This is a genomic window from Haloarchaeobius salinus (genome assembly GCF_024464185.1).
Lineage (GTDB): Archaea > Halobacteriota > Halobacteria > Halobacteriales > Natrialbaceae > Haloarchaeobius > Haloarchaeobius salinus.
Window position 1 is genome coordinate 53847 of sequence record NZ_JANHAU010000006.1, and the last position, 13942, is coordinate 67788.

General features: G+C 69.9%; 12 protein-coding genes. 2 read left to right on the forward strand and 10 right to left on the reverse strand.

All coding sequences use genetic code 11. From position 1 onward, the window contains the following. Positions 1-3 precede the first annotated feature (3 nt). From NO345_RS16860 to NO345_RS16880, 5 genes are all read right to left on the reverse strand, one after another. On the reverse strand, positions 4-306 hold the full coding sequence (locus NO345_RS16860; protein ID WP_256301170.1) for a lipoyl domain-containing protein: 303 nt from the start codon (positions 304-306) through the stop codon (positions 4-6). Continuing rightward, complete coding sequence (locus tag NO345_RS16865) at positions 303-1349, reverse strand: alpha-ketoacid dehydrogenase subunit beta (RefSeq protein WP_256301172.1); 1047 nt, start codon at positions 1347-1349, stop codon at positions 303-305. Before NO345_RS16865 ends, NO345_RS16860 begins: the two co-directional genes overlap by 4 nt. Continuing rightward, positions 1349-2362 carry a thiamine pyrophosphate-dependent dehydrogenase E1 component subunit alpha gene (locus tag NO345_RS16870; RefSeq protein WP_368407892.1) on the reverse strand — a complete coding sequence of 338 codons (1014 nt, stop codon included), beginning with the start codon at positions 2360-2362 and terminating at the stop codon, positions 1349-1351. The genes NO345_RS16865 and NO345_RS16870 overlap by 1 nt, the downstream gene beginning before the upstream one ends. Positions 2363-2533: 171 nt before the next feature. Continuing rightward, on the reverse strand, positions 2534-3490 hold the full coding sequence (locus NO345_RS16875; protein WP_256301175.1) for a metal-dependent hydrolase: 957 nt from the start codon (positions 3488-3490) through the stop codon (positions 2534-2536). 42 nt (positions 3491-3532) lie between these two features. Then, positions 3533-4666, reverse strand: a complete 1134-nt coding sequence (locus NO345_RS16880; protein ID WP_256301176.1) for a hypothetical protein — start codon at positions 4664-4666, stop codon at positions 3533-3535. Positions 4667-4748: 82 nt separating this feature from the next. On the opposite strand from NO345_RS16880, the gene NO345_RS16885 reads away from it, so the two are divergent. Then, positions 4749-5039, forward strand: a complete 291-nt coding sequence (locus NO345_RS16885) for a hypothetical protein (protein ID WP_256301178.1) — start codon at positions 4749-4751, stop codon at positions 5037-5039. Positions 5040-5043: 4 nt separating this feature from the next. Here NO345_RS16885 and NO345_RS16890 read toward each other — a convergent pair whose 3' ends face one another. Next, positions 5044-5703, reverse strand: a complete 660-nt coding sequence (locus tag NO345_RS16890) for a protein sorting system archaetidylserine decarboxylase (RefSeq protein ID WP_256301180.1) — start codon at positions 5701-5703, stop codon at positions 5044-5046. Between the two features lie 327 nt (positions 5704-6030). Next, entirely contained in the window at positions 6031-8862 is a 2832-nt protein-coding gene (locus NO345_RS16895) for a DEAD/DEAH box helicase (RefSeq protein ID WP_256301182.1), read from the reverse strand. 112 nt (positions 8863-8974) lie between these two features. Here NO345_RS16895 and NO345_RS16900 point away from each other — a divergent pair, with 112 nt between their 5' ends. Continuing rightward, positions 8975-10318 (forward strand): hypothetical protein, encoded by a 1344-nt coding sequence (locus NO345_RS16900; protein ID WP_256301184.1) that lies wholly within the window; start codon positions 8975-8977, stop codon positions 10316-10318. On the opposite strand, the gene NO345_RS16905 is transcribed toward NO345_RS16900, so the two are convergent. Genes NO345_RS16905 through NO345_RS16915 form a run of 3 tightly spaced genes read right to left on the reverse strand, consistent with a single transcriptional unit; the run spans position 10315 to position 13928 of the window. After that, entirely contained in the window at positions 10315-11052 is a 738-nt protein-coding gene (locus NO345_RS16905) for a metallophosphoesterase (RefSeq protein WP_256301186.1), read from the reverse strand. The genes NO345_RS16900 and NO345_RS16905 overlap by 4 nt on opposite strands. A 3-nt stretch (positions 11053-11055) precedes the next feature. Then, entirely contained in the window at positions 11056-12654 is a 1599-nt protein-coding gene (locus NO345_RS16910; protein ID WP_256301187.1) for a hypothetical protein, read from the reverse strand. Further along, positions 12651-13928, reverse strand: a complete 1278-nt coding sequence (locus NO345_RS16915; protein ID WP_256301189.1) for a Single-stranded DNA binding protein — start codon at positions 13926-13928, stop codon at positions 12651-12653. The genes NO345_RS16910 and NO345_RS16915 overlap by 4 nt, the downstream gene beginning before the upstream one ends. Positions 13929-13942: the final 14 nt, after the last annotated feature.

Genomic DNA, 13942 nt, shown 5'->3' on the forward strand with positions numbered 1-13942 from the left:
CGACTACGTGGGCTGAATCCACGCCACGGTGTCGCTCCGTGTGACGGTGTCGTCCTCCCTTCTGACGATCGCTGCGAGCTCGCCGGCGACCGGTGCGGGCACGTCGAAGCTGACCTTCTCTATCTGGCACTCGCAGAGGCTCTCGCCCGCATCGACGGTCGCGCCCTCGCGGGCGAACCAGTTCACGACGACGCCCTCGTCCTCCGGCTCGGCGTCGTCCGGCCAGACCGATTCGAGCGTGACGGCGACGCGGTCGCCGCCGTCGGGACTGGTCGGTCCGCGCCGCGTCGGCCCGTCTCCGGTCATCGTTCCGCCACGTCTCGCACGGCGGCCTCGATGTCTGCCGTCCCGGGCAGCACCTCGTCCTCCAGCGGTCGCGAGTAGGGGATTGGGACGTCAGCCGCCGCGACGCGCTCGACCGCATCGAGGGAGTCCAGTGCCTCGTCGGCGACGCGGGCGACGACCTCGCCGGTGACGCCGAACGAGCGGTAGTCCTCGTCGACGACGACGAGGCGGCCGGTCTTTCTCACCGATTCGACGACCGTCTCGGTGTCGAGCGGGACGAGCGTGCGCAGGTCGACGACCTCGGCGTCGACGCCATCGTCGGCGAGCGACCCGGCCGCCTCAAGCGCGCGGTGGACGTGCAGCCCGAGCGTGACGACCGTCACGTCGCTGCCCTCCCGTTTCACGTCGGCCTTCCCGAACGGGATGGTGTAGTCCTCCTCCGGGACGGGCGTCTTCGGGCCGTCGGGCGCGGGCATCCAGCCGATGCCCATCAGGCGCTTGTGGAACATGTAGACGACCGGGTCGTCGTCGCGGATGGCGTTGTGCATCAGCCCCTTCGCGTCGTAGGCCGTGGATGGGACGACCACTTTCATCCCCGGGAGATGGGCGAAGGTGCCGTACAGCGTCTGGGAGTGCTGGGCCGCGTCGTTGTAGGTGCCGCCGACGGCCGCGGTCAGCACCATCGGGACCGAGACGTTCCCGCCGCTCATGTACGTGTTCTTCGCCATCTGGTTGTACACCTGGTCCATCGCGACGCCGAAGAAGTCGACGAACATCAGCTCCGCGATGGGCCGCATCCCGGCCTGGGCCGCGCCGACCGCGGCGCCGAGGTAGGCCGTCTCGCTGATCGGCACGTCCATGATGCGGTCGTGGCCGAACTCGTCGAGCAGCCCCTGCGTGCTGTCGAAGATGCCGCCGTAGTCGGCGACGTCCTCGCCCATGTAGAACACCTCGTCGTTCGCGCGCATCTCGTGGGCGATGGCCTCGACCATGGCCCGGCTCATCGTCAGGTCACGCGTGACCGTGCCCGCCTCGCTCTCGCGCTCCTCGCCTTCGGTCGCCATCAGTCGTCACCTCCTGCCAGCTCGAAGGCAGGTTCCTCGTCGGTCACGCCCGATGGCGGGTTGACCCAGACGTCCTCGTGGGCGGCGGCCGGGTCCGGTTCGGGCTGTTCCTTCGCCCACGCGATGGCGTCGTCGACGCGCTCCTCGGCGGCTTTCCGGCTCTCCGCCAGCTCGTCCTCCCCGACACCGTGTGCACGGAGGGTGTCCGCGAGGCGCTCGATGGAGTCGCGCGCGGTCGCGGCCTCCTGGTCGGCCTCCGGCCGGTACGTCTGTGGGTCGCCCATGAAGTGGCCCATGCGCCGGTGGACCTGGACCTCCAGCAGCGTCGGCCCGTTGCCGTCCCGCGCCCGGCCGATGGCTCGCCCGGCTGCCTCGTGGACCGCCTCCACGTCGTCGTACTCGACGCGCTCGCCGTGGACCGCGAAGCCGTCGGCGCGCTTCGAGCCGTCCTCGACGTCGGTGACGCGCTCCTTCGGCATGCTGATGGCCCAGTCGTTGTCCTCGACGACGAAGACGACCGGCAGGTCGTGGACGCCCGCGAAGTTGAGCGACTCCAGGAAGCCCCCCTGGTCGATGGCTCCCTCGCCGAGGAAGGCCACCGCGACCGCGTCGGTGTTGCGCTTCTTCGCCGCGAGCGCCGCCCCCGCGGCCGGGGGACAGCCCTGGGCGATGATGCCGCTGCACGCGAAGTTCACGTCAGGGTCGAACAGGTGCATGTGCCCGCCCTTGCCCTTCCCGAGTCCGGTCTCGCGGCCGAATATCTCGGCGGTCATCCGCTTCAGATCCACGCCCTTCGCGATGGCGATGTGGTGCGGTCGGTGTGGCGCCGTCACCGTGTCGTCGTCGCGCAGGTGGTGACAGACACCGATGCCCGCCGCCTCGTGGCCGGCCGCGAGGTGCAGCTCCCCCGGAATCGGGCCGGCGGAGATGTCGAACGCCGGCTGTTTGCCCTCCAGGTACTCCTCCTGTAACCGCTCCTCGTAGTACCTGGCGGTCACCATGTCCTCGAACATCGCATGCAGGTTGGTCACAGAACTCATGCCCCTCTAGGGTGTCCGGCCATCGGCGAAAGTTATGAACCGGCTACTCCGTCAGAACGCTGGTTTCGAACGTCCGAACCGCTCGTTGCTGCCATCGAACCGTTGCCTCGCTCTGGACAACGGGACCGCCAATCTCGCTGTGATTCAGACCAGAACGTACCCGCCTAGCCAGGCGAGCAACGCGACCGACACCGTCGCGAGGGCGGTCGAGAGACCCGTCATCCGTTGCTCCCAGCGAGACGACCGTACCGTCAGCTGTCGCAGGAGGAGTCCGACGGCGAGCCCCAGGAGGATGACACCCCCTGCGAAGCGGTACGCGTACTGGAGCGTCGGCGGCTCGATGTACGGAACGGTCGCGGCGAACAGCACGCCGAGAGCGGCCAGGGGCGAGACGAACTCCGCCACCCGGCGGTCGTGGACGTGGCAGATGGTCCACAGCGCGAACCACGCGAGCAGAACCTCGATGAGGAACAGCGAGACGAGGTTCACCGTCGGGTCGGCGGCGACCGCCAGCTTCGAGGACGGGCCGGCGTCCGTGAGCGGGTACAACAGCGTCGGCGGGATACCCATGAAGAAATCCCCGAAGGGGTGGGTCAACAGTCCTATCGCGGCGGCAGCACCGTTCAGAACGGGCGGAACTCCCTGCGAGAACGCGAGAGAGCCGACGACGGTCAGTCCGACGAGATACAGCACGAGGAGTCCGAGTCCGAGACGGTCGTGTGTCAGGTAGCCGACCGCGAACAGGCCCACCGTCGGCACCGACAGGGCGAGAAGACGGCTCGGTTCCGACGTCGCTTCGGAGACGTACCCGAGGAGTCCGACGTACAGGGTGCCGAGGACGCCGACGACGAGCGAGTGCGTGAGCTTCCGGTGAATCTTCCACGAATCGGTGTGCCCCCAGAGCGACTCGGTGACGGGGAACAGGTTCTCCGGGCGCGCGTTCAACGCCACGTAGAGGGTGTACACCGTGTCGATGTCCGGGACCATGCCGAAGCCGCCGGCGACGGCCGCCAGCACCAGTGACTCCCGTTTCGTCGCGCCGACGTACGAGCCGAGGAGTCCACCGAGCGCGAACGCCAGCAGCCCGTGTCCTACGTACATCGACACCGCTCCGTGTCGTTGCAGTCCCGGCGTGGTATCGTTCTACGGCAGCGCATGCGTGTTCCAGAAGATGTCGGTCGCGCGATGACGGTCGTTGTACGCCTCCAGTCCGGTCCCCAACACGCCACGGAGCATGACGTCGTCGTACAGCGTCGAGTGCGTGTAGTCGACGAACGTCATCGGAATCACGAGCTCGTCGTCCTCGCGGAGCACGCTCCCGATGGCGGTGTAGGCGTGCTTGTGGCGTGTGTCGATGACAATTCCGGCGAACACAGGCACCGTTTGCGCGTACGGCGACACCGAATGCAGCGCCTCGATGGAGCGGTAGACGAACTCGTAGCAGAACATCCCGCTGTTGCGTCCGTCCTCCAGCGCCTCGAAGGTCGTCGGCGATTCGAAGTGCTGGCGCAGGTCGATGCTGCCGAGCAGCACGTTGTCCTCGACCGAGCCGGCGGCGTACCGCGGGATGTCGTAGCTCGTGTGGCCGCGGAACGCGCCGACGAGCCCGTCGACGACGGCTTTCGGTTCCCGGGGGTCCGCGCCGGCGAACGCCTCGACCGTCGCCGGGTCGACATCGGTGTAGCGATTCTCGCGCAGTCGTGCGACCGCGCCGGGGCGTGCGTCGCCCTCGCGGATACGCTCGAAGAACGGCTCGTACGTCGAGAACTCGAAGCGCACGCCGTCGACGTCGGCGGCGTTCTCGTCGACCATCGCCGCGAGGACGTCGTGGTCCGCGACGAGCGGTTCGAACAACGAGAGGCCGAGTTCTTCGTCGAGCGCCCGTGCGTCGCCTCGCGTCGCGGTCGCGAGGTCGAGCGTCTCGTCGACGCCGTCGCCCTCGAGGAAGGCCACACCGTCGTCGAACACGAGTTCGTGGCCGCGAACGCTCGTCCACGTGCTGCGGGGCTGGAGCCGCTCTCCCACCACCGTCGTGAGGTCCTGGTCGAGGAGGTGCGTGCCCTCGACGATGCCGTAGCCGACCACCACGTTGTCGAGTGCCTTCGCGCCGCCGGCGAAGCCGACCGTCCCGAGCGCGGTGAGCGCGCGTCGACGGGTGACACGCCTGCCACCGCCCGTCGCGTGCGGATCGTCCCCCGACCCGGCGCCCGCTCCGCCGTCGTCGCGTCCCTCGTCCCCGGCCAGCGGGAGTCGCTCGCGAACGGAGTCCCAGTTCACGTCCTGACCGACGTGACAGCCGGGCCTAAAAGTTCCGTCCCCCGACGCAACCGATTAGTTGCTGCTCGTACGTGTTCGGTACGTGTTCGACGTCGTAGAGCGGGTCCGGGCCGCCGAGCTGTTCGGACTCGCGGTGTTCCTGCTCGTGGGGGTCGTCGCGGTCGCACTCGGCACCTGGAGCTTCCTCTCGATCTTCGTCGAGCTTCCGGACCTGGTCGTCCAGAACGTGGGGGTTGTTGACGAGGTGTCGTTCGGGGTGGTCCTCGCCAGCGGGCTGGTCGGCCTCGGCCTCGCCGTCGTGGTGATGCTCGGCTGGCTCGCCGTCGCGTCGACGGCCTACGGGTGGCTGAAGGCGCGGCTGGGCCGGGAGTGACGGGTCAGGCCGTCTCGTCGGTCGCCGACTCGACTGCTGCCAGCACCGACTCGCCGGCACGCACGGTGTCGCCCTTCGAGACGCGCAGGTCCGACCGGTCGACCGCGGGTGGGAACAGCACGTCGGCGCGGCTCCCGAAGGCGATGTGGCCGACGCGGTCCCCGCGGTCGACCTTCGCGCCCGGCTCGACCCACGGATGGATGCGGCGGGCGAACGCGCCGGCAATCTGGGTGAGCTCGACCTCGGTGCCGTCGAGCGGGCTCGGGTCGCCCGCGGCCGGATCCGACGCGTCGATGCGGATGTGAACGCGCTCGTTCCTGTCCGAGTCCTTCGAGAACGCCGGGCGGTGCGCGCCGGGGACGTGCTCGACCTCGCGGACGGTCCCCGAGACCGGAGCCCGGTTGACGTGCACGTCGGTGACGTTCATGAACACGCCGACACGGAGCCTGTCGTCCTCCTCGCGGACGACGGAGACCCGCCCGTCGGCAGGTGAGACGACGCCCGAGGGCGGCGGCGAGCGTGGTGGGTCGCGGAAGAAGTGCAGCGTCGCCGCGCCGGCGAGGACGAACGCCAGCCCGGCGATGGGCGTCGCCAGCACCGTCGCGACCGGGGCGGCGGCGAACAGGAGGCCGGCGTACCGCCGACCGTCGGGCACGAATCGCATGCTTCGACCACCGGGGGCGACGGCTTTGTGCGTTTCGGGACCGGGCGAGTCCCTATCAGGGTACTAATTGGTAAGAGTGCCTCGCCATTGCACTGCTTACAGATTAGCGGGAGGGGATATCTCCTCGCCCGACGACAGGACGGTATGGACTACTCCCCCAACTGTCCTGTCTGTGGTGCAACGAACACGATGTCGACGCCCCTCGCGGGGCCATCCTCGGAGTTCTACTGTCCGAGCTGCGATTCGGCCTTCTGACAGCACCGCGGACGACCCGGGCCACACTCCCCCCTTCCGGCCCGGGTCACACCATACTATTCGTGACGACAGCTACCAGAAGCTCTGCGTCCGGGCGTACTCGCGCTCCTGGGCGAGGAGGTCGCGGTAGAACGCCTGTTCGTCCTCGCGCAGTTTGTTGATGACCCGGGCCGCGTTCGTCGGGCCGACGCCACGCGCCGCGAGGGCGATGACCGCCTGCTTGCCGTGGCTCTGGACGAGGCTCGCCGCCTTGTACGCTCGTTCGGTCTTGTACTCCTGTTCGTCGTCCTTCTCCGTGGCACGCACCGCGGCGACGGTCTCCTCGTCCCACGGGTTGAGCGCGGCGATCATCGTCGAGCCACACTCGGGACACTCGGGCTGGTCGCGCACCCGCCGGACCTTCGTCTTCTGCTTCCAGTCCTGGCAGTGCACGCAGAGCTGGATGACGCGGTCGTTGCGGATGCGGTCTTTCACCGTCTCGATGACGCTCGCATCCGCGTTCTCGGGCGACAGCAGCTCCTTGCCGGCGGAGCGCCCGTCGGTGCCGATGGGGGTGCGGTCGCCGTGGACGAGCACCTCGCAGTCGCCGTCGCGAATCGCCCGGAGCACGTCGGCGGCGTTCTCGACGGCGAGGTCCTCGTGGAACACCTCGCGGACCGCCTCGTCGTAGATCGGGGTGTCCGAGAGTGCGGCGAGCAGTCTGTCGCCGGAGACGCCGCTGCCCTCCCAGCGCTTGAGCGCGCCGAACTTCGCGGCCACCTGCGAGAGCCGGAACTTGAGCGCGTCGGAGCGCTTCAGCGAGAGCTCGACGATGGCCTCGACGTGGTCCGGGTCGGTCGTCTCCAGTAGCTCGCGCACCTCGCCGAGCGAGACGCCCGACGGCACCTCCAGCTCGATGCGGTACGGGTCGGTGTCGAGCCCGACGGTCGAGCCTGCGCGTTGGCCGAGCAGCGAGGAGAGCACCCGGCCGAGCGTCGCGTTCGTCTTGTGCCCGAACGGGGCGTTGACGACGAACGTGTTGCCCCGTCCCTCGACGACGATGCGCTCGCCGGTCGGCGTCGGGGCCTCGGCCTCGACGTGGTCCTCGACCTGCGCCAGCGCGCTCGCGAGCGTCGCCTCGTCGGCCGGGTAGCGGTTCGCGAACTCGCGGGCGACGCTGGTCCGGGTTGCGCCGCGCTCGAACTGCGGCGTCGCCACGTCCCGCATCGCGCCGACCTCGCGGGCGACCGCCTCCGGCACCGGGATCTCCTGGCCGACCCACGACGGCACCTCGCCGGCGGGGTCGGAGACGGGCGACACCTTCACCGTGGACTCCTCGTCGTCGACGTTGACGATGCGCCACATCTCGCCGCGCTGGACGAACACCTCTCCCGCGGTGGCGAAGTTGACGACGAACCGCTCGTCGAGTGTGCCGACCTGCTGGCCGCTGGCGACGTCCTCGACGTCGTACGTCTCCTCGTCGGGGATCATCGAGAGGTTCGCGTAGACGTACTGCCAGGTGCCGCCGGTCGTCTCGACGGTGTCGGCGGCCTCGTCGAACCAGACGACGCGGTTGCCCTTCAGCTCGGAGACGACCGCACGGAGGTCGGCCTCCGAGAGGTCGCGGAAGGGGTACGCCCGGGTGAACAGCTCGTGGAGGGCGGGGATGGATATCTCGTCGAAGTCCATCGCGATGCCCGGCACCTGGTTCGCCACCACGTCGAGGCTACCCTCGTGGATGTTCGCCCGCTCGACCTCGCCGTCTCTGGCCCGGCGGGCGATGGCCAGCGCCTCGAACGTGTCGTCGGCGCGTGTCGTCACGACGGTCCCCGAAGAGATCTCGTCGCGGCGGTGGCCCGCACGGCCGACGCGCTGGAGGAGGCGGGCGACCTCGCGGGGGCTCTGGTACTGGACGACGTGGTCGATTCGGCCCACGTCGATGCCCAGCTCCATCGAGGAGGTACAGAGCAGGCCGTCGAGCTCGCCGGCCTTGAACGCGTCCTCGACCTCGATGCGGGCCTCCTTCGAGAGCGAGCCGTGGTGCACGCCGATGTCGGCACCGAGCTCCTTGAACCGCGAGCCCAGCGCCTCCGCCGTCTGTCGCGTATTGACGAAGATGAGGGTCGACTCGTGGGACTCGACGAGGTCGAGGATGGTCCGGACGTGGCTGGCGACCGTCGCGTCGGTGACGAGCTCGCTCGCGAGGCGTTCGTCGCCGTCCTCGACGGTGGGCTCCACGACCGACACGTCGAGGTCGCTGCCGACGTCGACCTGTCGTATCTCGCAGCCCCGGCCGCCGGTGAGGAACGCGCCGACCTCCTCGGGGTCGCCGACCGTCGCGGAGAGGCCGACGCGCTGGAACGGCCCTGCGAGCTCCCGCAGGCGCTCCAGCGCCACCGTCAACTGCGCGCCACGTTTCGAGGCCGCCAGCTCGTGTACCTCGTCGACGACGACGTGCTGCAGCGACTCGAGGCCGGTCCGGAGCTTCGAGCCGGTCAGCATCGCCTGCACCGTCTCCGGCGTCGTCACCAGCACGTCCGGCGGGTTGTTCGCCTGCTTCGAGCGCTGGTAGTCAGTCGTGTCCCCGTGGCGCACGTCCACGTCGAGCCCGAGCTGCTCGCCCCACCAGTCCAGCCGTTCGCGCATGTCCCGGTTGAGCGCCCGCAGCGGCGTGATGTACAGCGCCCGGAAACCGTAGGTGCCGCGCTCCTCGTCCTCGTGCTGGACGAGCGCGTCGAACACCGGGAGCATCGCCGTCTCGGTCTTGCCGGTGCCGGTCGGCGCGACGACCAGCGTGTGCTCGCCCGCCGCGATGGGTGGCAGTGCGCGTCGCTGGGTGCGCGTCGGCGTCTGGAACCCCCTGTCGGACAGCGCCGACCGTACCTCGCTCCCGAGGACGGTGAACGCGGCCGCTCCCTGCGTCATCGCCCGTTCTAACGGCGCGAACGGAATAAGTCGCTCGACGGTTCGTTTCGAGCCACAAAATCAGGATTTTTGACAAAGCGACTATCTCCCTCTACTCCGGTGATACATCCGGATGCGTGTACCCAACAGGTGGTATGGGGGGTACACAGTCGACGTCGAGGCGGACGGCGTCGTCGTGAGGAAGGGCCTCGACCTGGAAACCCTCCCGTTACCGGCGGTGAAGTTCGCGTTCGAGTCTGCGCGGGACGCCCCGGTCGGGGTCCGTCTCACAGAGCGACTGCCAGAGCCCGTCCAGCGGGAGCACGTCGCGGTCCACGCCGACTACGGCGGCCAGGGCTGGACCGCCTTCGAGGACGGTCGGCTCGTCTACACCGGCTCGGTCCCGCCGGGTGATACGGTCGTCACCCTGCTGATGGTCTGGCTCTCCGAACCCGACCACATCTACGGCTTCCTCGGGCAGCCACACCTGCGGGTCACGTCGAACCCGAACGCACCGTCGCTCCGCCCGGTCGGCGTCGAGACCGACCTGCTCCGTGTGGACGGCCGGTTCGCCTCCGACGAGCCGTTCGAGCGGATCCGTGCGGCCGTCGAGCGCGCGCTCTCGACGCCCGGCGACGCCGACGGTCAGGAGGTCGGATCACAGCCCGTCGCGGCCCCGCCACCGGGCGGGACCTGGGACGACAGCGAGAGCGCGTCTTCCGGCGGCGGACCTGCACGGTGCACCTCGGTCACCGAACCGATACGCGAGGCACTCCCCGAACCGGACAACGACTGGCCGCACCCCGTCGTCCGTGGCGGCGCTGGCGAGCTCGACCCGCCGGACGAGGGGACCACCGACGCCCTGCTCGACCAGCCCGTCGCGCCGGGCAGTCACTTCGTCCGCGTCGAGACGCGCGACAGCTACCACGGCGGCGGCGCGGTCGTCGTCGCCCAGGAGCTCGCCAACGCCTTCGAGATCGACGGTCGACAGGTCTCCGGCGACGGCCGCCGGGACATCGTCGACGTGGTGGTCGTCACCGACCAGTCCCCCGGTCGCATCGTCGAGGCGCTGGTCGACCGCCCGCAGGTCGTCGACGTGTTCGTCTCCCCGGTCACGGCGGCGGACGAAGCACCCGACCCCGTGATCGACGACGTCGTCGAGACGTTCGAGGAGCTCGCCGCCGAGTTCGACCCCGTCGATGCCGCCGAGCTGGAGGCCGAGCTCGACGAGACCGAGTTCCCCGGCCCCGACGGCGACGAGTTCACCATCGCCGACCTCGTCGAGGGCGAGATCGACGCCGCCGACGTGGCCGGTGACGCCGCCGACGACGAGCTGCACACGCTCCAGGAGGAGATCGGCCGGCTCGCCGACCGCGTCGCCGAGCTGGAGGAGGAACTCGACTCGCTCGACGGCGAGCCGGCGGACGTCCGCGACGACGACGGAGAGCCGACCGTCGAACCGGACGCCGACGACTAGACGCGACCGTACTCGCCGAGCCGGGTGCCGTCGAGCAGGTACGCCTGCGCGCTCGGCAGTCCATCGGGGAGGAACGGCGCGAGGAAGTCCTCGTTCACGTTCACCCACGTGCCACCGCAGAGGTCGTTGAACGCCGGGAACACCACGAGCTCGGCGTCGGTCCACGCGAGGTCCGGGTCGCGCTCGGCGAACGGCTCGCGTGCGAGCGGCCCCCGGAGCCAGACGCGTTCGATACGGCTCCCGCCGACCTCGTCGGTGAGCCGCACACAGGGGTGTTCGTGGCCGATACAGACGATGTCGGCGGCGAGCACCTCGACGTCGGGCCAGGTGTGGCCGTGTGCGAACCCCACGTCGCCGAGCCTGACGCCGGTGCCGTCGGTGACGGTCGCGTCGACCCACGACTCGATGTCGCCGTCGTGGTTGCCCTTGACGACCGTCGTCGGCACGTCGATGGACTCCAGCAGCACCTCTATCTCGCCGCGCTCCGCGCCGCCGGGGCCACCGATGGAGTGCATGAAGTCGCCGAGGACGACGAACCGGTCGGGAGCGGCCGAATCGAGCATCGCGAGGACGCTCTCGCGCCGCGCTTCGCCCCGGCTTTCGACGTGGACGCCGCTCTCGACCCTGAGTCCGGCCTCGATGCCGGCGTGGAAGTCGGCGACGACGAGTACGCGCTCCTCGCCGGTGTCGACGACGGCAGCCGGCCGGTCCGGTACCGGCTCGACGCTCGCCATCGCTCAGATCGCCTTCAGGCGGTCGTCGCCCGGCTCGTAGCACTGCCCGCCGATGAGCGCGTCCTGGATGGCGTCCTCGACTGCATCCTCGGACGCGCCGGTCTCGCCGGACACGCGGTCGACCAGTTCCGCGCGGTCCGCCCCGTCGCCGTCGTCGAGTTCGGCCATGACCTCGAGCAGGTGCGATTCGAGGTCGACGTCCTCGGCGGGCTCCTCCTCTCCGCCCTCGTCCGCCTCGGCGTCGGCTTCGTCCGCCTCGGCGTCGGCTTCGTCCGCCTCGGCGTCGGCCTCCGGTTCGTCGGCGTTCGGTTCCTCCGCGAGCTCGGCGTCGTCCTCGGGTTCGGGCGTCTCAATGCCGGCCTCGCCGGGGTCGGCCACGTCGTTCCCGCTTGCGAACTCGGTGCCGAACTCGTCCTCGATCTCCTCGCGCTCCGCCTCGCCCATCTCGTACATCCCGCCGTCGTCAGCTGCGGGTGACGCGTCGGCTTCGGTGGCGTCCTCCCCGTCGTCGCCGAGGTCGCCCGGCTCGAAGTCGCCGATGCCGGCGGCCTCGTCGTCCTTGGGTTCGCTCTCGGCGTCGCTCGTTCCGGCCCCTGCGTCGCCCGTCTCCGACCCGGCTGCGGGCTCGTCTGTCGTCTCGGACTCCCCGACGGACTCCGGTTCTGGCTCGCTCTCCGCCAGCTCGTTCCCGTCGGGTCCGGCGGAGGGCTCACTCTCCGCGGGTTCCGAGTCTGGCCCACTCGTCGCTTCGGCGTCGACATCGGTGGACTCCGCATCCTCGTCGGCCGCCCCGTCGTCGGCTGTCCCGCCGTCACCTTCGTCGTCGCCCCCGGGCGCGACCGGCTCTGCCTCACCGAGCGGCGAGCCGAACGCGGCGCGGTCCTCGTCGAGGAGGTCCGCCCAGGTCGCGGTGCCGTCGCCCTCGTTGCTCGGGTCGATGGTGACCGCGGTGGCCTCGTCGCGGTCGCCGGTGACCACGCGGACCCCGTCGAGAGCGGTCTCGCGGAGCCGGGAGAGGTAGGCCGCGGTCGTGCCGTAGTGGTCCATCGCCCGCGGGATGCCGTCGGCGAGTCCCGGCGGGACACCGCGGGACTGCAGGGCGGCACGGAGGGCGTCGCCGCGCTCCCCGAGGCCGGCCGCGGCAGCGTAGGTCGCGACGCGTTCGAGCGTCTGCTCGGCGGTGTCGACCACCCAACGGTCGCGGGTCGCAGCGTCGACCTGGGTGATGCTCTCCGGGCGGACCGACGTGTACACGCGGTCGGAGTCGTCCGGCGAGAAGGTGCGGGCCTTGCCGGTCACCGCGACGAACGCGGGCGTCTGGAGTCGTTCGAGCGCGGCCATCTCGTCGGGCTGGTACTGCCCGGCGTAGACGACGAACGCGCCGGTCGGGTCGACGATGCGCCCGCGGAGTACGTCCTCGTTGACCGATTCGACCTCGGTGAGGACGCCGACCGCGAAGAGCCGGTTGACGCGTGCGCCCGTCGGCGTGATGACGTAGTTCGGCGCGCGCTCCTCGTCGGCCTCCTGGTGCGAGAGCGTCGCGTCGTCGAACTCCGCAGCAAAGAGTCGGTAGGCGGTCTCGCGGCGCTGGATGTCGCTCATGCGTCCACCTCCTCGAGCAGCGCCCGCGCACGCTCGGCCGGGTCGTCGTCGGTCCGGTCGAAGCTCGTCGCGTCGCAGTTCGCACCGTAGTCGTCCACCGAGAAGTGCCCCCGCACCCGGTACTCGAAGCCCACGATGTTCTCGCGGATGTCCTCGGCGACGACCTCCTTGTCCATCGCGTCGCGTGCCTGCTCCTTCGCGTCGTCGAGGGTGCCGTCGTACACCTGCTCGGTCAGCTCGCGGTCGAGGACGACGGTGACGGTGGCGGTGCCGTCGTCGAGGATGGCCTTCACGCGCAGGTCGTCCTCGCCCTCGACGTCACCGTGACTGCGGCACTGGCCGTTCTGGACGATGCGGTTGCATTCCGGACAGCGCTCGATGAGCCCGGAGCCGTCACGCACGGCGAGCACGTCGCCGACGAGCTCGACGTCGTACATCCCGCCGGTGGCGATGGCCTCCGCGACGGAGACCTGTGTGGCGTCCTCGCCGACCGTGATGTCGCGGTCGAGGGGCGTGACGGTCGAGTACTCGGAGACGTTCACCTCGGGGACCCCGCGGTACTCGCGGACGTAGGCGTTCTCGACGCGGACGGGCTCGCCGTTCTCGATGGCCTCGTGGACCTCCCACGCGGTAAAGGGCAGGCGGCCGGACTCGTCGCCGAGGACGCCGCTGAGGATGTCGGTCTCGCCCTCGCGGCCGTCGATGGTTCGTCGCTCGACCTCCTCGACGGCGACCTCGATGGTGACGCCGCGGTCGCCGGACTGGAGCTCGTGCAGGGTCGCCTCGCCGCCGACCTCGTAGGGCACGTCGAGCTCCTCGTCGAGGAACGAGAGCGAGGTGCTCTCGCCGAGGTTGAGTTCGGGTTCGCCGTCCCACTCGCGCACGCCGGCGTTGCCGGCCTGCACGGTGTCGCCCGCGCTCAGACCGAAGTCCGTCCACGCGGTGTAGGATATCTTCCCGGTCTCGTCGGCGAGTTCGCCCTCGAAGATGTCCTGCTGTTCGCCCTGCGTCTGGATGGAGCGCTTGCCGACGGTGAGCACGCGGGCGGTCAGGCTGACGCTGCTGTCGTCGGTCGTCACGTCGCCGATGTCCTTCTCCGAGGGGGTACCGCCACCACCGCCGCTGCTGCCGTCGCCGTACTTGCGGCGGAGGCTCTGGACGGCTTCGTCCATCGGGACGCTGTACGACACCAGGTTCTCGAGGTCCGATTTGACCTCCTCTTTGTCGACACCGAGGTCGGAGGCGAGTTCCTCGGCGCGGTCGTCGAGACTCATGCCCGCGGATTGGT

Excerpts from the sequence above, each read along its gene's own strand:
- NO345_RS16900 (WP_256301184.1), top strand. The coding sequence starts at position 8,975 with ATGCGTGTACCCAACAGGTGGTATGGGGGGTACACAGTCGACGTCGAG.
- NO345_RS16910 (WP_256301187.1), bottom strand. The coding sequence starts at position 12,654 with ATGAGCGACATCCAGCGCCGCGAGACCGCCTACCGACTCTTTGCTGCG.
- NO345_RS16860 (WP_256301170.1), bottom strand. The coding sequence starts at position 306 with ATGACCGGAGACGGGCCGACGCGGCGCGGACCGACCAGTCCCGACGGC.
- NO345_RS16915 (WP_256301189.1), bottom strand. The coding sequence starts at position 13,928 with ATGAGTCTCGACGACCGCGCCGAGGAACTCGCCTCCGACCTCGGTGTC.
- NO345_RS16875 (WP_256301175.1), bottom strand. The coding sequence starts at position 3,490 with ATGTACGTAGGACACGGGCTGCTGGCGTTCGCGCTCGGTGGACTCCTC.
- NO345_RS16865 (WP_256301172.1), bottom strand. The coding sequence starts at position 1,349 with ATGGCGACCGAAGGCGAGGAGCGCGAGAGCGAGGCGGGCACGGTCACG.
- NO345_RS16890 (WP_256301180.1), bottom strand. The coding sequence starts at position 5,703 with ATGCGATTCGTGCCCGACGGTCGGCGGTACGCCGGCCTCCTGTTCGCC.
- NO345_RS16905 (WP_256301186.1), bottom strand. The coding sequence starts at position 11,052 with ATGGCGAGCGTCGAGCCGGTACCGGACCGGCCGGCTGCCGTCGTCGAC.
- NO345_RS16870 (WP_368407892.1), bottom strand. The coding sequence starts at position 2,362 with ATGTTCGAGGACATGGTGACCGCCAGGTACTACGAGGAGCGGTTACAG.
- NO345_RS16895 (WP_256301182.1), bottom strand. The coding sequence starts at position 8,862 with ATGACGCAGGGAGCGGCCGCGTTCACCGTCCTCGGGAGCGAGGTACGG.